A 19,042-nucleotide genomic window follows, 5' to 3' on the forward strand; every position below is an offset into this window, starting at 1 on the left:
GCAAAGTTTTATGACAGGGCACAGACCAGACTCATGGGCAGAAAACCAACCATCACCCGCGACAGCCTTTTGGATGTGGCCGAAGACATCGTCCGCACAGAGGGCGCAAAAGCGCTGACCATCGGGGCGTTGGCCAGTGCCGCAGGTATCTCAAAGGGGGGGGTGCAGTATTCGTTTGCCTCAAAGGATGATCTGGTGCGGGCGCTGATCGAGCGTTGGACACAGCAGTTTGACGCGCTGCTGGAAACCGATGAGTCGCTTGATGCGCCCGCTCTGGTCCGGCAATACATTCAAGCGATGCGGGCGTCGCAGCAGGCGATGAATGCCAAGATGGCCGGGCTGATGATCGGCTATATCGAAGACCCGGAAAACCTGCGCGAAACCCGCCGTTGGTATCACGCAATTTTCGACCGCCTCGGCGCGGCCACCCCCGAGGCTCAGGCTGCCCGTGTGGCGTTTCTGGCGGTCGAGGGGTTGTTCTTGCTCCGGATCGTCGGCATCGACGAGGATGGAAGCTGGGCAGGTTTCGTCGATGATGTCGAGGCGGTTCTGGCCCGCCTGACCTGACTGTTATGGCTGTGCGCCGAACCGGAGTGCCCTCGCCTGGCACTCTGCTGGCAGAGCGCAAAGCGATGCAGGGTTTGCACACCGGGCCAAAGCAACACCCGGCCCGTGCAGTTATACCGCGGCATGGCCGGGTCGGTCACGATCAGACACGCCATCGTGATGCAAGGCGGGGTGACCCCGCCCTGCATCAGCCTTGCAACGTCCGCACGCCATACCCCTCACCCCGGGCCTTCATCGCGGCCACGGCGGCGATGCTTGCGGCTGCGGTGGTGAAGTAGGGGATCTTGTCCATCAAGGCCACGCGGCGGATGTCGCGGCTGTCGTTGATGGCCTGGGTGCCTTCGGTGGTGTTCAGGACCAGCGCGATGTCATTGTTTTTCAGGCGGTCCACGATGTTGGGGCGGCCCTCGTAGACTTTGGCGACGGGGGTTGTGGCGACGCTGACGCTGGCCAGCCAGCTGGCGGTGCCTTTGGTGGCGACAATCTCAAACCCCATCGACACGAGGTCGCGGGCGGCGGAGGCGAGGGCTTCGCTCTTGTCCATGTCCTTGACCGACAGGAAGACGCGGCCGGATTCGGGAAGGATGGTGCCTGCGCCCATTTGCGCCTTCAAAAAGGCCAGCGCAAAGGTGCGGTCCCAGCCCATGACCTCGCCGGTGGAGCGCATTTCAGGCCCGAGGACGGGGTCGACGCCGGGGAAGCGGGCGAAGGGGAGTACCGCCTCTTTCACGCTGAACCACGGGGTGATCGGGTCGGCGAGGGTGAAGGGGTTGGCGAGCGGCAGGGCGGTGTCGGGGCCGACGCCGGAGGCGTAGGGCGTGCGCAGCGGGAAGTTCGACATCGGCTCACCGGCCATCAGGCGGGCGGCAATGGCGGCGATGGCGGAGTCGGTGGCTTTGGCGACGAAAGGCACCGTGCGGGAGGCGCGCGGGTTGACTTCGAGGACGTAGATGGTGCCGTCCTTGATCGCGAATTGCACGTTCATCAACCCGACCACGTTGAGGGCGCGGGCCATGGCGATGGTCTGGGTCTTGAGTTCTTCGATGGTGTCAGCCGACAGCGAGTGCGGCGGCAGGCAGCAGGCGGAGTCGCCGGAATGCACGCCGGCCTCTTCGATATGCTCCATGATGCCCGCAACATGGACGTTCTGGCCGTCTGACAGGGCGTCAACGTCGACCTCGATAGCGCCGGAGAGGTAGCTGTCGAGCAGGACCGGGTTGTTGCCGGAGACCTGCACGGCTTCGCGGATGTAGCGCTCCAGCTGGGCGTCGTCGCGGATGATTTCCATCGCGCGGCCACCCAGCACGAAGGAGGGGCGGATGACGAGGGGATAGCCGACCTGTTTGGCGACGGCGAAGGCCTCATCCCGGCTGCGCGCAGTGCCGTTGACGGGTTGTTTCAGGTTCAGGGTGTTCAGCAGTTGCTGGAAGCGCTCGCGGTCTTCGGCAAGGTCGATGGCATCGGGGGTGGTGCCGAGGATGGGGATACCTTCGTTGGCGAGGGCTTGGGCCAGTTTCAGCGGGGTCTGGCCGCCGAATTGCACGATCACGCCATGCAAGGTGCCGTTGTCCTGCTCCACCCGCAGGATTTCGAGGACATGTTCCAGCGTGAGTGGCTCGAAATACAGCCGGTCGGAAGTGTCGTAATCGGTCGAGACGGTTTCGGGGTTGCAGTTGACCATGATGGTTTCATAGCCCGCGTCGGTGAGGGCGTAGCAGGCGTGGCAGCAACAGTAGTCGAACTCGATCCCCTGACCGATGCGGTTTGGGCCACCACCAAGGATGACGACTTTCTTGGCGGCTGACGGGCGGGCTTCACATTCGACATCGCCCATAACGGGGGATTCGTAGGTGGAGTACATATAGGGGGTTTGCGCCTCGAACTCGGCGGCGCAGGTGTCGATGCGTTTGAAAACGGCGGTGACGCCGAGGTTGCGGCGGGCGCGACGGACTTGGGCCTCATCCCGGCCTGTCAGGGTGGCGAGGCGGGCGTCGGTGAAGCCCATCATTTTCAGCTTGCGCAGGCCGGTGGCGTCGAGCGGCAGGCCGTCGTGGCGGATTGTTGCTTCGGCGTCGATGATTTCGCGGATACGGGCGAGGAACCACGGGTCAAAGGAGGTGATGGCGTTGATCTGGTCGTCGGTGAAGCCGTCGCGCATGGCTTGGGCGATGACGCGCAGGCGGTCGGGGGTTTGCAAGGACAGCGCCTTGGAGATGGCGGCACGGGCGTCTGATGACAGCGCCCCCCCACCCCGGCCCTCCCCCACGAGGGGGGAGGGAGGCGCCAGTCCGGGAATGGCGATCTCGTCAAAGCCGGTCAGGCCGGTTTCCAATGAGGCGAGGGCCTTTTGCATCGACTCGTGGATGGTGCGGCCGATGGCCATCACTTCGCCCACCGATTTCATTGCGGTGGTGAGGTTGTTCTCGCTGCCGGGGAATTTCTCGAAGGCGAAGCGCGGGATTTTGGTGACCACGTAGTCGATGGACGGCTCGAAGCTGGCTGGCGTCACTTTGGTGATGTCATTGTCGAGCTCGTCCAGCGTGTAGCCGACGGCGAGTTTCGCGGCGATCTTGGCGATGGGGAAGCCAGTGGCTTTGGACGCGAGGGCCGAGGAGCGCGAGACCCGCGGGTTCATTTCGATCACCACCATGCGGCCATCGGCGGGGTTGATCGCCCATTGCACGTTCGATCCGCCGGTTTCGACCCCGATCTCGCGCAGCACGGCGATGGAGCCGTTGCGCATGATCTGGTATTCCTTATCCGTCAGGGTCAGCGCCGGGGCGACGGTGATCGAGTCGCCGGTGTGCACGCCCATGGGGTCGATGTTTTCGATGGCGCAGACGATGATGGCGTTGTCGGCGGTGTCGCGGACCACTTCCATCTCGAACTCTTTCCAGCCGAGCAGGGATTCGTCGACGAGGATCTGCGCCATGGGTGACGCTTCAAGGCCGCTCCGGCAGATCGCCTCATAATCGTCGCGGTTGTAGGCCACGCCGCCGCCGGTGCCGCCAAGGGTAAAGGCGGGGCGGATGATGGCGGGCAGGCCGACGTAGTCGAGGGTATCAATCGCCTCACGGATCGCGGCGTTGATGTCGTATTTGCCGTTGGGCAGTTTCGGGGCGGCGATGATGGTGGCCTTGGGGTTTTCCAGCCCGATCCGGTCCATCGCTTCGCGGAACAGTTTGCGATCTTCTGCCATCTCGATGGCTTCGCGCTTGGCCCCGATCAGCTCGACGTTGAACTTTTCCAATATTCCCAGATCAGCGAGCGCCAGCGCGGTGTTCAGCCCGGTCTGGCCGCCCATGGTGGGCAGCAAAGCGTCGGGGCGTTCTTTCTCGATGATCTTGGCCACCACTTCGGGCGTGATCGGCTCGATATAGGTCGCATCGGCAAGGCCCGGATCGGTCATGATCGTGGCGGGGTTGGAGTTCACCAGAATGACGCGGTAGCCTTCTTCGCGCAAAGCCTTGCAGGCCTGAGCGCCGGAGTAGTCGAATTCGCAGGCCTGACCGATGACAATGGGGCCTGCACCGATGATCATGATGGATTTGATGTCGGTTCTTTTCGGCATATTGGTGGCCCCTGTCCATGGCTGATCGCGGCCCACGGTGACACCGGGTCGCGGATTCGTGCAGTCTTCGCAAATTGACGGGGGTTTAGGGGGTTGCGGGCCAAGGCGCAACCCTTTGCGAAAGGGTCGGTTGGGGGCGCGGTTTTCGGGGCATATGGGGTAGGGCGGGGTTCACCCCGCCATTGCCGGGCGACAGGCGGGGTGAACCCCGCCCTACCGGGGCCGCAAATGCGGCGATGACCGGGGCAGGGGGGGAGTGGCGGGGCCGGAATGCGTCGCTTGCCGCCTGTTCCGGCAGGGGGTTGCGTGCTAGAGGCTGGGGCTGGGGAACGGATTGATTTCGGGCGATGCCGGGGGATTTCGATGATTGTCATTGAACATGGGCCGGGCGGGCGGGCGGTTGCGTTTTCGCAGGCTGTGCGGGTGTTCGTGGCGCAGGAGGCGGATGACGTGGCGGACTGCCTTGCCGCTGCGGAAGCGGCGCGGGCGGCGGGTGCGTGGCTAGCCGGATATATCGCCTATGAGGCGGGGTATGCCTTGGAGCCGCGCTTGCGCGCGCAGATGCCCGAGGGGCGGCGCGGGCCGCTGGTCTGTCTGGCGGCATTTGACGGGCCGGAGGATGCAGGGGCTGCCCTGGCCGCTGCGGCGGAGCAGGGACGGGGGGTGCGGCTGGAGCCAATGGTGCCCGGTGTGACGCGTGACGCGTACGGGGCGGCGTTTGCGCGGGTGCAGGGCTATATTGTGGCGGGCGACTGCTATCAGATCAACCTGACCTTTCCGCTGGCCTCGCGCCTGCTGGGCGGCACGGCGCTGGGGCTGTATGGCGCACTGCGGGCCGGGCAGCCGGTGGGCTATGGGGCCTTTGTCGATCTGGGGGTGGGGCCGGTGATCGTCTCGCGCAGCCCGGAGCTGTTCTTTCGCGTCACGGGCGGGGTGATTGAGAGCCGCCCGATGAAAGGCACCGCGCCCCGGTCGGATGATCCGGTCGAGGATGCCGGGCTGGCGGCCGCGTTGCAGGCCAGCGAAAAGGATCGGGCCGAGAACCTGATGATCGTGGACCTTTTGCGCAACGACATTGCGCGGATGGCAGAGGTCGGCTCGGTCAAGGTGCCGGAGCTCTATGCGGTGGAGAGCTTTGCCACGGTGCATCAGATGAGTTCGCGCGTGCAGGGGCGGCTGTTGTCCGGCGCGGGTCTGCCGGGGCTGATGGCGGCGCTGTTCCCCTGCGGTTCGGTGACGGGGGCGCCGAAGATCCGCGCGATGGAGATCATCGCCGAGGTCGAGGCCGAGCCGCGCGGGGTTTATTGCGGGGCTGTGGGCTGGGCGGCACCTTCGGGGGATCAGGCTTGGTCGGTGGCGATCCGCACGGCGCGGGTCTGGCCGGATGGCGAGGTGCTGCTGAATGTTGGCGGCGGCGTGGTGTTTGATTCTACCGAAGCCGGGGAATGGGAGGAAGCACTGTGGAAAACACGCTTTGCTGTGGGGCTGACACGCCGGGGCTGAAGCTGATCGAGACGATGCTGTGGGACGGGGCCTGCGTGCCGCGCTGGCCGCTGCATGTCGCACGGCTGACGGCGGGTGCGGCGGCTTTGGGCTGGGCGGTGCCTTTGCTGGACGTGAGGGGTCCGGAGGGGCAGGCGGCGCGGCTGCGGCTGACGCTGGACCGGGCGGGGGCGGTTGAGCTTGAGGCGGGCGCGGTGCCTGCGCCGCTGATGCTCTGGCGGCTGGGGCTGGCGGCGGAGCGGTTGTGCTCGGGCGACCCGTGGCTGAGGGTGAAATCGACGCGGCGGGCTGTTTATGACCGGGCGCGGGCGGGGTTGCCTGCGGGCTTTGATGAGCTGGTGTTTCAGAACGAGCGGGGAGAGGTCTGTGACGGGACGATCACCACGCTGTTCTTTGATCGCGGCGCGGGGCTGCGGACGCCGCCCTTGGCCTGCGGGCTGTTGCCGGGGGTGTTGCGGGCGGAGCTGGCGTGTGTGGAGGAAGTGCTGCTGGCGGAGGATCTGCCACGGGTGCGGTTGTGGGTTGGGAATGCGCTGCGCGGGATGGCTGAGGCGGTGTGGGTTGGATAGGGCGGACGCCTCCGGCGGGAGTATTTGGTAAGCAGCAATCCGGGGGGCAGTCCGTGTGGCTGAGGTGATGTTGGGTGGATAGGGCGGGAGCCTCCGGCGGGAGTATTTCAGAAAGGTGCACGCCATGAGCGCGGTGCGGGTGTTTGGCTGGACGGCGCTGGCAATGGCGGCGTTTGCGGCCAATTCGGTGCTGAACCGGATGGCGGTGGGGGCGGGGTGGATTGATCCGCTTGGCTTTGCGGCGGTGCGCGTGGTGGCGGGGGCCTTGATGCTGGCGCTGCTGCTGGGCGTGCGCGGGGGCGTGGTCTGGCCGGGCACGCGCGGGCGGTTGGCCGGGGTGTCCGGGCTGGTGGTCTATCTGGTCGGATTCTCGGTTGCCTATCTGGCGCTGGGGGCCGGGATCGGCGCGCTGATCCTGTTCGGGGCGGTGCAGGTGACGATGTTTGGCGGTGCGGTGCTGTCGGGGGAGGTGGTGCCGGGGCGGCGCTGGCTGGGGGCGGGGCTGGCCTTTGCCGGGCTGGTGGGGCTGGTGGCCCCCGGTGGGGCAGAGGTGCCGGTGGCAGGGGCTGTGGCGATGGCTTGTGCGGGGATCGGCTGGGGCATCTATTCGCTGGCCGGGCGCGGGGCCAGCGATGCGCTGGCGGCGACGGCGTGGAATTTCGGGCTGGCGGTGCCGGTGGTGGTTGGGGTGGCGCTGATCTGGGGCGGGATGCGGGCGGAGGCGGCGGGCGTCTGGCTGGCCGTACTGTCGGGGGCGGTCACGAGTGGTCTGGGCTATGCGCTGTGGTATACGGTGTTACCCGGTCTGGGCGCGGCGCGGGCGGCGGTGGCGCAGCTGACGGTGCCGGTGCTGGCCGCGCTGGGCGGTGCTGTGGTGATCGGCGAGGCGGTGGGGGGACGGTTCTGGGTGGCCTCGGCGGTGATTTTGAGCGGCGTGGCGATTGCCAGTGCTCAGAGCGGTTTGACCAGGCGATGAAGCGTGTGGCCGTATTCGGTGTCGTCGCGGCTGATGCCGGTGGGCACAAAGCCCATGCGGGCCCAGAAGGCGGCACCGCGCGGGTTGGCCTGTAGAACGGCGAGATAGAGACTTGTCGCCTGAGCCGCGCGGCAGCGGTCTTCGATCTGGGCCAGAAAGCGCGCGCCATGGCCGTTGGAGCGGGTGTCGGGTGCCAGAATCATCAGGCCGAGGTAGGCGTCTGACGCGGTGGGAAAGCCGAAGAAGACTTCGGCCAGGCCGATAAGCCGGTCGCCCACAAACAGGCCGAGCCGCAAGGTGGCGGCGGAGTCGGAAGGCAGCGGCGCGCCGGTGAAGAAATCATCGACCTCTTCAAGGCCGGGGGCGCGGCCCTTCCACAGGTGGTAATAGTCCTGCGCCTCTGTCAGCAGGGCGGAAACGGCGGCGCGGTCGCCGGCCGGATCCAGCGCGCGGATCATGGGGTGGCGGTGACGGGCGGCATGCGGCCCATCCAGTCGAAATCGCGCACCGAGATGGTGCCAGAGGTGATGATGCCTGCCAGCAGCCCCCAGACGATGATCGCGAACAGCGTGGTGATCCTGGCCTTGCGCCCCACCATTTCATCGCGGGGCGCGCTGCGGGGGGTGCCGGGGACGACCGACCCGGCATCGCCTTGGGTGGTCAGGCGCAGCGGCAGCACGATGAAGAACACCATGAACCAGACAACGGCGAACAGAACGGCGGCGGCGGTGATGGTCATATCTGCTCCAGTTCGATCAGGCAGCCGTTGAAGTCTTTGGGGTGCAGAAACAGCACCGGCTTGCCATGCGCGCCGATTTTCGGCTCGCCCGTGCCCAGCACCCGCGCGCCCGACGCCTTGAGCGTGTCGCGCGCGGCGAGGATATCTTCGACCTCATAGCAGATGTGGTGAATGCCGCCTGCCGGGTTCTTGTCGAGAAAGCCCTGAATCGGGGAGTTTTCGCCCAGAGGATACAAAAGCTCGATCTTGGTGTTCGGCAGGTCGATGAACACCACGGTCACGCCATGGTCAGGTTCGTCCTGCGGCGGGCGCACGGCAGCGCCGAGCGTGCCGGCATATTGCGCGCTTGCAGCGACAAGGTCGGGCACGGCGATGGCGACATGGTTCAAGCGGCCGATCATGGGCATCTCCTTTGGGCAGGTCTTCGCGGTTATGGGCGGGGCGGCGGCATCAGGCAAGGGGCCGAACCGCCGCAGGGGGCATTTCCGCTGCGGCGGGGCCTGCTTTCAGGGCGGTTTTAACCGAATTTTAGCCGGTTTGGGTGTCTGATCGGGCTTGCCGCTGTTGGGGGCGGCTTTGGGGATCGCCATGCCTGTACCCGTCTCACCTGATGCTGCCGTGATGCCAACCTTTTTGCCGCGCGGCGTGGTCGCGCCGGAGGGGGGGGCGCTGCCCTTGTCCGGGGTGACGATTCTGCTGGTCGAAGACAGCCGCTTTGCCTCGGATGCGCTGCGCCTGATGTGCCAGCGGTCAGGTGCCCGATTGCGGCGGGCCCACTCGATGGCCAATGCGCAGGCGCATCTGCGCACCTATTGCCCGGATGTGGCGATCGTCGATCTGGGCCTGCCGGACGGGCGTGGCGACCGGCTGATCCGCGATCTGACGATCTCGCGGCGGGTGGCGGTGGTGTTGGGCCTTTCCGGTGACCCTGACGGCCGGGGATTGGCGTTGGCGGCGGGGGCAAAGGGATTTCTGGAAAAACCGTTGCAGGGTTTAGGCACGTTTCAGCGGGCGATCCTGCGCCATATGCCGGGGCGCTTTGCCCTGACGGCGCGCGATGATGAGGGGCCGGCGGATGCGGCGGTTGATCCGCTTGCGCTGCGCGATGATCTGGCGCATGCGGCGGCGCTGATGGCGCTGGCACCGGACGCGGCAGGCCGGGGCTATCTGGCGCGGTTTGTCGCCGGGGTCGCGCGCAGTGCCGGGGATGCCGATCTGGCCGAAGCGGCGGCGGCGGCGGCCCTGCGGGCCGAAGCGCTGCCGCAGTTGCACCGTCTGGTGCACCTGAGGTTGGGGCAGGGGGCACGGTTTTGACCGGCTGGTTACAGGCCCGGGTCCGAGGCTGCGCGCACCAGTTGCGACAGATCGGACAGGCGCTCGCGCTGCTGGCCGGTCGCATCAAAATTGGCGGGGGCAAGCCAGGCGGCAAACGCCTCGCGCAGCGCGGGCCATTCGCTGTCGATCACCGAAAACCAGGCGGTGTCGCGGTTGCGGCCCTTGCTGACGGTGTGGTTGCGAAATATGCCCTCATAGCTGAAGCCCAGCCGTTGCGCGGCACGGCGCGACGGCAGGTTCAGCGCGTTGCATTTCCATTCATAGCGGCGGTATCCGGCGCAGAACGCCCAGTCCATCATCAGAAACATCGCCTCGGTCGCGGCAGGCGTGCGTTGCAGCGCAGGCGACAGGCAGATATGGCCAACCTCGATGCTGCCCGAGTCTGGCGCGACGCGCAGATAAGAGGCGACCCCAACCGCATGGCCGGTGGTGGTTTCGGTGAGGGCAAAGAACACCGGGTCGTTGCGGCCCTGATGATCCTTGACCCAGCGGTGATAGGCCGAGGCCGAGGAGAACGGGCCATAGGGCAAGTAATCCCACAGCGCATCATGGCCGGAAAACGCGGCGAACAGGTCGGCCGCGTGATCATCGGCCTCCAGCGGGTCAAGCCGGATGTGTTTGCCCTGCAGCGTCAGGCCTGCGGGCGGATGGGGTGGCGGGGTCCAGTCTGCGAGCAGTTGTCCTTGTGGTGCCTGTCTGTGCATTGCCGCGTCCCTGTTGATCCTGCGCAGGTTATGTCCTGTCTGCAGGGCGGGGTGCAATGGGCATTGTTGCCGGACCTTGCGGGGGCTGGATCAGGCCAGCAAACCGGGGTCGCTCCCCATCGCCAGACCGGGAAAGACACTGGATTCAAGCAGGTTGCGGTCAAGACCATACATGCCGCGCATCGCCCAGGCCGCCCAGGCCCGCACATCGGACGTGGGCATCAGATCGCGGCGCTGATACAGCGCGGCCTCATCCAGCCCCGGCCACCGCCCCATGACCTGCCCACCCTTGAGCGCGCCACCTGCCATCAGCATTGCGCCGCCGGTGCCGTGGTCGGTGCCTCTGGTGCCGTTTTCGGCAACGGTACGACCGAATTCGGTCATCGCCAGCAGCAGCGTCTTACCCCAGATCTGCGGTCCGAGCTGATCTGCCAGCCGCAGCACCACCCGCTCCAGCCGCTGCAGCGGCAAGGTGCTACCGCCGGACTGGTTGCGGTGGGTGTCCCAACCATTGAGCGAAAAGGCGGCGATGCGGGTGTCGTCGCGCAACCGCTCGGCCGCGAAATCTGTCAGCCGGTCGGTTTCGGCCAACCGCCCCTTGTCGACGGTGGGCGGCGCCGCGCCGTTCATCCGGGCCAGATCCATGCGTTCGGTCAGAGACACGGCCTCGGTCGCGGCTTCGCGGAACAGCGCGTCATCGTGGTAAATGTGATCCAGCAGCAGACGGCTTTGCGGCGACAGATCCAGCCGCACATCGGGCTGCCAATTGCTGACCGGTGCCGGTCCCTGCAGCACCGGCGCCGAATCGGCCCCGATGGCAAAGGCGGTCTGCGACCGCAAGCCGGGGACCGCTTGCAGCATCCGGTTCAGCCAGCCATCGCGCACGGACCCGTCGGGCATATCCAGCCCGGTGCCGGCCTCCAGAATATCCTGGCCGTCGAAATGGCTGCGGTGATCGCGGTAGGGAGTCGAGGTGGCGTGGACAAACCCCAACTGACCCGCCTGCCACAGCGGCATCAGGCCCGCGAGCATGGGGTTAAGGCTAAAATACCCCGTAAGATCAGGGCCTTGGGGGGCAGAAAGCGTGGGGCGGTAACCGGCAAGCAGCGGATCGCCGGAGGGGCGCACCAGATCGAGCCCATCCATCCCGCCGCGCAGAATCACCACGACCAGCCGGTGATCGCCCAAGGGCGCGCTGCCATCGGACGCGGCCAGCGTCACGGTGGTCATCAACGGGTGCGCGGCGAGCGAACAGGCGGTGCCGGTCAGCCCTTTGAGAAACAGTCGGCGATCCATGGGCGGCTACCTTCGGTTGAATTCGGGGCTGGCCAGCACCAGACCGACAGCTTCGCGCGTGCTTTCCGACCGGGGCACCGCCCAGGCCAGACGCTCGCCCAGATGCGAGCCGAGGCTGCGGGTCATCAGTGTGGCAGGGTCAGGCAACGGGGTGACCAGTTGCTGCGGCATCTCCATCGCCCAGGTGATGCGCACGGCCATCGCCTCGGGCGTGATCCAGACCTCTGCCGCCTCGGGCCAGCCATCGGGACCGGGGGGGCGCTGCCAGGGCTGACCCATGGCAGCCATCGGCTGCAGGATGATCTGGCGGAACACGCCATCCGCCATCCGCATCACATCCGCCCCGTCGAGGCCAAGCGTGCGCAAGGCGGCGACTGTGAAATCAAAGGGTTGGCGTGCCTTTTCCTGCATCCGCGACCATGCCGCAGGCTGCGTCAGCAGCGATTCGGCGACCGCCAGCAGGTCGCCGCCAGAACTGCGCCAGGCGTCGGTCAGAGCCTGCACCAGATCGGGGCTGGGCTGGTCAGAGACGAAATGCACCGCCAGCTTGCGCGCCAGATGGGCGGCGGTGGCAGGGTGTTCGGCCAGATCATCCAGCGCTTTCAGCACAGTTGCCAGCGCGTCGCCCGCATAGGTGGTGCCCAGCACGGTTTCCGGCCCCGGCTCGGCGCGGCGGGCGTCAAACGTGGCGCCGGTCTTGTCAACGGTCAGGCCGGTCAGAAGCTCGGCCATTTGCGTGACATCTTCTTGCGTATAGCCACTGCCGACCGTGTGCAGTTCCAGCAGTTCACGCGCCAGATTTTCGTTGAGCCCCTTGGCCTGACGTTTGCCAATGCGCGAATTGGGGCCAAGGCTGCGCGACTGATCCAGATACCGCAGCATTGCCGGGTGCTGGACCACCGCTTTCAGCATATCGGCAAAGCGGTCGGTCAGGTGGGGGCGGATCGCCTCTTCCACCAGGGTTGCGGGCAGCGGGCTGTCACGGCGGGCGCGGGCAACGGTAGTGAAATGGTCGGCCCAGAATTGCACCAGACGTTCGCGAAAGCCGTCGGGGGCATCCAGCGCGCGGGCGATTGTGGTTTTGGCAGCCAGCAGGGTGACGCCTTCAAGCTGGGCGATGGCTTGACGGTAATCTTGCCGGGCCACCCTTGCCTCGGCGGCTTTGGCGCGGCGCCAGGTCTGCAGCAAGGTATCGGCCCGCGTCAGGGTGTCGTTCAGATCAGCCAGATGCGGGCCGGGCCAGGTGGCGGCCATGACATCGGGGCCGCGCAGGGCAGCCAGCATCGACGCGGGTTCGGCCGGCGCCTGATCGGGGAGGGGCAGCCCATAGCCAAAGCGAAAGGCGGCAGTGGTCTTGTCCTGAGTCATCGGGCGTCCTTGAGGTGCGGTCAGGATAAAGGCAAACGCGGGCCTTTGCACCGGGGAAAGTCAGTGTCAGAGCGATCCGTCAAAGCTGAACTCGGGGGGATAGCCATGAAAGCCATCGAAATCGCCCTTGCCCAAGGTGATGCCCGACGCACGGAGAGAGGCGTAACCCATTGTCACATGAAAGAAAAAATTCGGAAGACCGTAGAGGAACACGAAATCATGCGCAGGTTGCTGGAGGTCGGTAAAACCTGCGCGATGACTGATGATGCGGTCTGCGGCCCCATCAAACTCGGCGGGTTTCATCGCGCCGAGGGTGGCGCGGGCGACCGCCATGCGCGGGGCAAGGGCGGTGGGCAGGTCGGGCACCGAGCGGCCTGCCAGCGGGCAGGCGATGCGCAGGGTATAGCCTGCGGCAGAGGCAAAATGCTGGCTGGCGGTCAAGCTGTCGGCAATCTGCGCGGTCATCGCCTCCCGCCCCGCTTTGTCCACGATCCCGGCCATCTGGCCGAGGTAGTGGCGAAAAACGGGGACGGTGGCGTGATACATCAGGCGTCCTTGGGCAGCACGCGCAGGCGAAGCTCGCGCAACTGGTCGTTGGTCGGGTCGGAAGGCGCGTTCATCAGCAGGTCTTCGGCGCGCTGGTTCATCGGGAACATGATGACCTCGCGGATGTTGGTGGTGTCGGCCAGCAGCATCACGATGCGGTCGATCCCCGCCGCGCAGCCGCCGTGGGGCGGCGCGCCGTATTTGAACGCCTTGACCATGCCGCCAAAGCGCTTTTCGACCTCGGAGTTGGGGTAGCCCGCCAGCTCAAACGCCTTGAACATGATTTCCGGCTTGTGGTTGCGGATGCCACCCGACAGCAGTTCATAGCCGTTGCAGGCGAGGTCATATTGGTAGGCGTAAACGTTGAGCGGGTCACCGTTGAGCGCGTCCATCCCGCCTTGCGGCATCGAGAACGGGTTGTGGCTGAAGTCGATCTTGCCGTCATCAGTCTTCTCGTACATCGGGAAATCGACGATCCAGGCGAAACGGAAGGTGTCTTTTTCGGTCAGGCCGAGCTCTTCGCCGATCACGTTGCGGGCACGTCCTGCAACGGATTCGAACGCTTCGGGCTTGCCGCCGAGGAAGAAGGCGGCATCGCCGAGGCCGAGGCCGAGTTGTTGGCGGATGGCTTCGGTCCGCTCGGGGCCGATGTTTTTGGCGAGGGGGCCAGATGGCTCAACTCCCGATGCGATCATGGAGCGCAGTGTTCTTTCGCGCTGCAGATCACCCGCCTGAACGGCTTCTGCCAAAGCGTCAAACACTTCTCCCCAATAACCTATCTTGGGTGAGTCTTGGAACCAAATTTGCCACGCTACATCCTTGTAGTGGTTCGGTTCCAGCGCATCCAACTCCGCAAAGCGCCGCTTGGCCTCTTCAGATGTTACCTTCGCTCCAACCTCACGCCAGAAGATATACCCCATACCCGGCAAGCCCTGCTGCTGGGCAAAGGCGTTCATCCGGTCGCAGAATTTGCGGCTGCCGCCTTTGGGGGCGGGGATGGCGCGGATCTGGGTGCCCTCTTGCTCCAAGAGTTTGGCAAAGACGGCGAAGCCGGAGCCTGCGAAATGGTCAGACACGACCTGCATCTTGATCGGGTTGCGCAGGTCGGGTTTGTCGGAGCCGTACCACAGCAGCGAATCGCGATAGGCGATGCGCGGCCAGTTGGCATCGACCGGCTTTTCGGGGGCGAATTCCTGGAACAGGCCCTGAATGACCGGCTGCACCACGGCGAACACGTCTTCCTGTTCGACAAAGCTCATCTCGATGTCGAGCTGGTAGAAGTCGGTGGGCGAGCGGTCGGCGCGCGGGTCTTCGTCGCGGAAGCAGGGCGCGATCTGGAAATAGCGGTCAAAGCCCGCCACCATGATCAGCTGTTTGAACTGCTGCGGGGCTTGCGGCAGGGCGTAGAACTTGCCCGGATGCAGGCGCGAGGGCACGAGGAAGTCACGCGCACCCTCGGGGCTGGACGCGGTGATGATCGGCGTCTGGAATTCGTTGAACCCCATATCCCACATGCGGTTGCGCAACGAGCGCACCACGTTGGAGCGCAGCATCATGTTGCGGTGCATGCCATCGCGGCGCAGGTCGAGGAAGCGGTAGGTGAGGCGGGTTTCCTCGGGGTATTCGGTTTCGCCAAACACCGGCATCGGCAGCTCTGCCGCTTCGCCCAGCACGGTGATGCCGGTGGCGTAGACCTCGATTTCCCCGGTCGGCAGCTTGGGGTTGATCAGCGCGGCATCGCGGGCCTTGACCCGGCCCTCGACCTGAATGACCCATTCGGCGCGGACTTTTTCGATGTCGGCAAAGGCCGGGGAGTCGCTGTCGGCGATGATCTGGGTGATCCCGTAATGGTCGCGCAGGTCGATGAACAAGACGCCGCCATGATCGCGCACCCGGTGCACCCAGCCTGACAGGCGGATGGTGTCGCCGACATGAGCGGTGTTCAGGGCGGCGCAGGTATGGCTGCGATAGGCGTGCATCGGTAGTCCCCTTTCAAGGGTTCGGGCGTCTTCGCGCCGATACACCCCTATCGCCCGGCGAAGTCAAGCTAGTCCTGCTCGAACAGGGCCTCAACCGCCTGCGCATAGCTGAGGGTCGGGTCAAAGGCTCCGGTGCGCAGGAACAGGATGGTCTGGCGCAGCACGAGCGGGTTCATCATCAGGAATGTGTGGGTGGCAGGCAGGGTCAGGTGGGCGGTCATGCCGTCGATCATGGTCGATGCCACGCTGACCTTGCCATCATCTGGGCCGGGGATCAGGCTGGAATACACCGGGTTGAGCGACTGGTTGCCGGCGATGATGCCCAGCGGATAATCGGGCGCGGGCAGGGTGCGCGGGACCGAACCGGCCCCTGTGCCGAGCTGCTGGCCGGCGGGGCCGTTGATCCAGTCAAACACCGGGATGGTGCCGAGTGCATCGACCAGTTCCGAGCCCTGATTGGGCGGGGCCAGCATCACCACGCGGCCAAGCGCCTCGGGGCGGTGATCGGCCAGCAGATAGCGCACAAGGATGCCGCCCATCGAATGGGTGACAAAATGGATCTGCTCATCGGGCGCAAGTGCGCAGGCGGCGATGCCGTCATCGACAAAAGCGGCCAGATCGCGGATCGGCGCAGAGGTCGAGGGGTAGGACTGGTTGACGGTGCGAAAACCCGCGCCCTCCAGCGCCTGTGCCATCGGAATCAGTGACGCTTCGCTGCGTGCCAGCCCGTGCAGCAGCACCACGCAATCGGCCTGCGCGGGGGTGGCGAAAAGGAGGGCAAGGCCAAGGGCACGGATCATGGGCGCAAGATGGCCGCGACGCGCGGTGTTGCCAAGGGGGAGTGGACAAACGGCGCGCAACGTCACAGGCTGCGGGCATGTCACATCGAACCCCCCGTCTTGCCACCCGCGCGCTCATTCTGGCTGATGACCGGCTGCTGCTGGTCAACGCCTATCGCGGCGGGGTGTCGGATCTGTGGTGCGCGCCGGGCGGTGGTGCGGTGGTGGGGCAATCGCTGCATGACAATCTGAAGCGCGAGATCTGGGAGGAGACCGGGCTGACGGTGGCCGTCGGCGCGCCCTGTCTGGTGAATGAATTCCATGACCCAAAGCGCGGGTTTCATCAGGTGGATCTGTATTTCCGCTGCCAGATCGTGGCCGGGCAGATCAATGACGGCTGGCGCGACCCCGAAGGCGTGGTGACCGAGCGGCGGTTTTTCAGCCGCGACGCGCTGCGCGGCATCAGGTTCAAGCCCGACACGCTGCCTTCGGCGGCCTGGGGAGCGGGGGAGAGCCTGTATGATCCGCTGGAGCTGATTGTGCGGTGACGCTGCGCCGGTCCGGTCTGTGCAGCGCGGTCAGAGGTCCATCCAGATCGTGACCGGGCCATCATTGATCAGGCTGACGGCCATATCGGCCCCGAAGATGCCATTGGCGGTGGGGATGCCAAGCGCTGTGACCCGGGTGGTGAAGTATTCGTATAGGCGTTTGCCGGTCTCTGGCTTTGCCGCTGTGGAAAAGCCCGGGCGGTTGCCGCGCAGATCAGCGGCGAGGGTGAATTGCGACACGATCAGCGCTGATCCGGCAATGTCTGTGACCGAGCGGTTCATCTTGCCCTGATCATCCTTGAAGATGCGCAGCTTGGCGATCTTGGCGGCCATGGCATCGGCCTGCGCTTCGGTGTCACCCTCCATCGCGCAGAGCAGGATCAAAAGGCCGGGGCCGATCTCGCCGGTGAGGGTGCCGTCCACGCTGACCGAGGCTTGGGTGACGCGCTGAACGACCGCCCTCACAGCTCGTTGGCCCAGGGCGGGTTGGCACCGGGGCGGCTGACGGTGATGGCGGCGGCGCGGGTGCCGAGCGACAGGGCGGCGTCGAGCGTGGCATCGGGCAGGCTGGTCAGCGCGGCCTTGGTCAGGGCGCCCGCAGCGTGCAGAGCCGAAAGCGCGCCCGCGTTGAAGGTATCGCCTGCACCCACGGTATCGGCGACGGTGACCGGGGTGGCGGCAAAGAACCGGTTTTGCGTAGCCGTCAGGGCACGCGCCCCGGCGGCGCCTTCGGTGATGAACACCAGTTTCGGGCCGGTGGCGATGATCTGGCGCGCAAGGGTGCTGAGATCACCCGCGCCCATCAGCCAGTGCAGGTCTTCGTCCGACAGTTTGACGATGTCGGCGCGGGCGATCATCCGCTCGATGCGGGCGCGATATTCGGCTTCCTTTCCAGCGATGAAGCCGGGGCGGATGTTGGGGTCGATCATGGTGACGCGGGCGGCGGCTTCGCGCGCCTGCAGCGCCTCATAGGTGCTGGCGGCGGGGTCGTTGACCAGAGAGATGCCGCCGAAGAACAGGGTGCTGACCGTGTCGGGCAGGGTCGGAAGCTGACCCGGAGACAGCATGCGCCCGGCGGTGGCCTCGTCATAAAAGGCATAGGTGGCCTGACCGTTCACCAGTTTGACAAAGGCAACCGTGGTGGGCCGGTCAGAGCGCGCAAGATACTGCGTATCGACCTGCGAGGCGGTCAGCGTGTCGGCGAGAATGTCACCCAGCATGTCGGTCGAGACACCGGAAAAGAACGCCGAAGGCGTGCCGAGACGCCCCAGTGCAATGGCGGTGTTGAACACAGCCCCGCCCGCGTAGGGGGCAAAGCACGCCTCCCCTTGGGTCGAGGTGCGCGGCAGCATGTCGATCAGCGCTTCGCCACAGCTGAGAATCATCGGGGCCTCCGGCGGGGTGATGGGGTCTTGATGGGCGGGGACTATACAGGCGAAGGCAGTGTTAGCGCAAACATTCGTTCAGAGCCTCGACGCGGATCAGGAAGCTCAGACAAACCACGGCGACAGATTAGCACGGATGCGGTCCAGCGGGGTGGGGCCAGAGGTATCGCCGTGGAAACTCTGGCCGGTGATCGCCTCATAGGCCCCGACATAGACCCGTGCGGTCTGCGCAATGATCTCGGCAGGGATTTCGGGGATCGGGTCGGTATAGGGATCGCAGCGCGCGGCGACCCAGGAGCGGATGACATCCTTGTCAAAACTGGGCGGGCGGCTGCCAGACTCGAATGCGATGGCATACCCATCGGCCAGCCAGTAGCGGCTGGAATCGGGGGTGTGGATTTCATCTGCAAGCAGGATGCGGCCGCTGGCATCGGTGCCGAATTCGTACTTGGTATCGGCGAGGATCAGCCCGCGCTCTGCCGCCATCTTTTGCCCACGGTCAAACAGGGCGAGGGCATAGGCAGAAACCTGCTCCCATTGCGCGGGCGTCAGCAGACCCTGCGCCAGAATCTCATCAGCGGTCAGCGGCTCGTCATGGCCGCCGTCAAACGCCTTTGATGTCGGGGTGATGATCGGTTGCGGCAGGGGCTGATTGTCGCGCATCCCGTCGGGCAGGGTGTGGCCGTAGAGCTTGCGATGGCCCGCGCGGTACTGGGTCAGCACCGAGGTCGAGGTGGTGCCGGCCAGATAGCCGCGCACCACGATTTCCACCGGCAGGATGGTGACGTGCTGGCCGATCACCACATTCGGGTCCGGGTAGCCCAACACATGGTTGGGGCAAATGTCGGCGGTGTGGTCAAACCAGTAGCGCGCGGTCTGGGTCAGAACCTGCCCCTTGAAGGGGATCGCGGCGAGGATGCGGTCAAAGGCGCTGATCCGGTCCGACGAGATCAGGATGCGCCTGCCGCCGGGATGATCTGCACTTGGCGGCAGGTCATAGCAATCGCGCACCTTGCCGAAATAGGGGTTGGGCAGTTCGGGGATGCGGGCATGCAGCAGAACGCGGGTCAGATCAAGCATCAGAGCCTCCGGTCGGGATGACTAGCGCTATTGCGCGGTCAGCGCGGCAAGTCAACGCCCCGGTGATGCCCCAGTGGTGCCCCGGGGGCCAAAGGTG

The 19,042-nt window shown here is 65.7% G+C and carries 19 protein-coding genes; 6 read left to right on the plus strand and 13 right to left on the minus strand.

Annotation, left to right across the window (positions count from 1 at the left end):
* The first annotated feature begins 33 nt into the window (after positions 1 to 33).
* Positions 34 to 567, plus strand: coding sequence for a TetR/AcrR family transcriptional regulator (locus D1012_RS02135; protein ID WP_118149670.1), 534 nt, complete (start codon positions 34 to 36; stop codon positions 565 to 567).
* A gap of 187 nt (positions 568 to 754) precedes the next feature.
* On the opposite strand, the gene carB is transcribed toward D1012_RS02135, so the two are convergent.
* Positions 755 to 4,138: a carbamoyl-phosphate synthase large subunit gene (carB, locus tag D1012_RS02140; RefSeq protein ID WP_118150028.1), complete on the minus strand. Its 3,384-nt coding sequence runs from the start codon at positions 4,136 to 4,138 to the stop codon at positions 755 to 757.
* 363 nt (positions 4,139 to 4,501) lie between these two features.
* On the opposite strand from carB, the gene D1012_RS02145 reads away from it, so the two are divergent.
* From D1012_RS02145 to D1012_RS02155, 3 genes are all read left to right on the plus strand, one after another.
* A complete protein-coding gene (locus D1012_RS02145; RefSeq protein WP_118149671.1) occupies positions 4,502 to 5,641 on the plus strand; it encodes an aminodeoxychorismate synthase component I in 1,140 nt (379 codons plus the stop codon).
* Positions 5,599 to 6,210, plus strand: coding sequence for an aminotransferase class IV family protein (locus tag D1012_RS02150; RefSeq protein ID WP_199489425.1), 612 nt, complete (start codon positions 5,599 to 5,601; stop codon positions 6,208 to 6,210). The genes D1012_RS02145 and D1012_RS02150 overlap by 43 nt, the downstream gene beginning before the upstream one ends.
* A 124-nt stretch (positions 6,211 to 6,334) precedes the next feature.
* Positions 6,335 to 7,186 carry a DMT family transporter gene (locus D1012_RS02155; RefSeq protein ID WP_354002023.1) on the plus strand — a complete coding sequence of 284 codons (852 nt, stop codon included), beginning with the start codon at positions 6,335 to 6,337 and terminating at the stop codon, positions 7,184 to 7,186.
* Here D1012_RS02155 and D1012_RS02160 read toward each other — a convergent pair.
* The 3 genes from D1012_RS02160 to mce are packed head-to-tail and all read right to left on the minus strand — an operon-like array spanning position 7,162 to position 8,326.
* Positions 7,162 to 7,644 (minus strand): GNAT family N-acetyltransferase, encoded by a 483-nt coding sequence (locus D1012_RS02160; protein WP_118149673.1) that lies wholly within the window; start codon positions 7,642 to 7,644, stop codon positions 7,162 to 7,164. The genes D1012_RS02155 and D1012_RS02160 overlap by 25 nt on opposite strands.
* Entirely contained in the window at positions 7,641 to 7,925 is a 285-nt protein-coding gene (locus tag D1012_RS02165) for a DUF1467 family protein (protein WP_118149674.1), read from the minus strand. The genes D1012_RS02160 and D1012_RS02165 overlap by 4 nt, the downstream gene beginning before the upstream one ends.
* Complete coding sequence (mce, locus tag D1012_RS02170; RefSeq protein ID WP_118149675.1) at positions 7,922 to 8,326, minus strand: methylmalonyl-CoA epimerase; 405 nt, start codon at positions 8,324 to 8,326, stop codon at positions 7,922 to 7,924. The genes D1012_RS02165 and mce overlap by 4 nt, the downstream gene beginning before the upstream one ends.
* Positions 8,327 to 8,513: 187 nt before the next feature.
* On the opposite strand from mce, the gene D1012_RS02175 reads away from it, so the two are divergent.
* Positions 8,514 to 9,239: a response regulator gene (locus tag D1012_RS02175; protein ID WP_118150030.1), complete on the plus strand. Its 726-nt coding sequence runs from the start codon at positions 8,514 to 8,516 to the stop codon at positions 9,237 to 9,239.
* A gap of 8 nt (positions 9,240 to 9,247) precedes the next feature.
* Here D1012_RS02175 and D1012_RS02180 read toward each other — a convergent pair whose 3' ends face one another.
* The 6 genes from D1012_RS02180 to D1012_RS02205 all read right to left on the minus strand — a co-directional run bounded on the left by D1012_RS02180 (position 9,248) and on the right by D1012_RS02205 (position 15,953).
* Entirely contained in the window at positions 9,248 to 9,964 is a 717-nt protein-coding gene (locus D1012_RS02180; protein WP_118149676.1) for a GNAT family N-acetyltransferase, read from the minus strand.
* Positions 9,965 to 10,054: 90 nt separating this feature from the next.
* Positions 10,055 to 11,260, minus strand: a complete 1,206-nt coding sequence (locus tag D1012_RS02185; protein ID WP_118149677.1) for a DUF1501 domain-containing protein — start codon at positions 11,258 to 11,260, stop codon at positions 10,055 to 10,057.
* Positions 11,261 to 11,266: 6 nt separating this feature from the next.
* A complete protein-coding gene (locus D1012_RS02190; protein ID WP_118149678.1) occupies positions 11,267 to 12,628 on the minus strand; it encodes a DUF1800 domain-containing protein in 1,362 nt (453 codons plus the stop codon).
* A gap of 66 nt (positions 12,629 to 12,694) precedes the next feature.
* A complete protein-coding gene (locus D1012_RS02195; protein WP_118149679.1) occupies positions 12,695 to 13,174 on the minus strand; it encodes a DUF1993 family protein in 480 nt (159 codons plus the stop codon).
* Positions 13,174 to 15,153, minus strand: coding sequence for an aspartate--tRNA ligase (aspS, locus tag D1012_RS02200; RefSeq protein ID WP_118149680.1), 1,980 nt, complete (start codon positions 15,151 to 15,153; stop codon positions 13,174 to 13,176). Before aspS ends, D1012_RS02195 begins: the two co-directional genes overlap by 1 nt.
* 68 nt (positions 15,154 to 15,221) lie before the next feature.
* Positions 15,222 to 15,953 carry an esterase/lipase family protein gene (locus D1012_RS02205; protein WP_118149681.1) on the minus strand — a complete coding sequence of 244 codons (732 nt, stop codon included), beginning with the start codon at positions 15,951 to 15,953 and terminating at the stop codon, positions 15,222 to 15,224.
* A 77-nt stretch (positions 15,954 to 16,030) separates the two neighbouring features.
* On the opposite strand from D1012_RS02205, the gene D1012_RS02210 reads away from it, so the two are divergent.
* The gene (locus D1012_RS02210; RefSeq protein ID WP_118150031.1) at positions 16,031 to 16,480 is read left to right on the plus strand and encodes an NUDIX domain-containing protein; all 450 of its coding nucleotides are present in this window, start codon (positions 16,031 to 16,033) and stop codon (positions 16,478 to 16,480) included.
* A gap of 30 nt (positions 16,481 to 16,510) precedes the next feature.
* Here D1012_RS02210 and dtd read toward each other — a convergent pair whose 3' ends face one another.
* The 3 genes from dtd to D1012_RS02225 all read right to left on the minus strand — a co-directional run bounded on the left by dtd (position 16,511) and on the right by D1012_RS02225 (position 18,945).
* A complete protein-coding gene (gene dtd / locus D1012_RS02215; protein WP_118149682.1) occupies positions 16,511 to 16,945 on the minus strand; it encodes a D-aminoacyl-tRNA deacylase in 435 nt (144 codons plus the stop codon).
* On the minus strand, positions 16,942 to 17,865 hold the full coding sequence (locus tag D1012_RS02220; protein ID WP_118149683.1) for a carbohydrate kinase family protein: 924 nt from the start codon (positions 17,863 to 17,865) through the stop codon (positions 16,942 to 16,944). The genes dtd and D1012_RS02220 overlap by 4 nt, the downstream gene beginning before the upstream one ends.
* A gap of 105 nt (positions 17,866 to 17,970) precedes the next feature.
* The gene (locus D1012_RS02225) at positions 17,971 to 18,945 is read right to left on the minus strand and encodes a phosphoribosylaminoimidazolesuccinocarboxamide synthase (protein WP_118149684.1); all 975 of its coding nucleotides are present in this window, start codon (positions 18,943 to 18,945) and stop codon (positions 17,971 to 17,973) included.
* Between the last annotated feature and the right edge of the window lie 97 nt (positions 18,946 to 19,042).

This window comes from Pseudotabrizicola alkalilacus (assembly GCF_003443995.1).
GTDB lineage: Bacteria > Pseudomonadota > Alphaproteobacteria > Rhodobacterales > Rhodobacteraceae > Pseudotabrizicola > Pseudotabrizicola alkalilacus.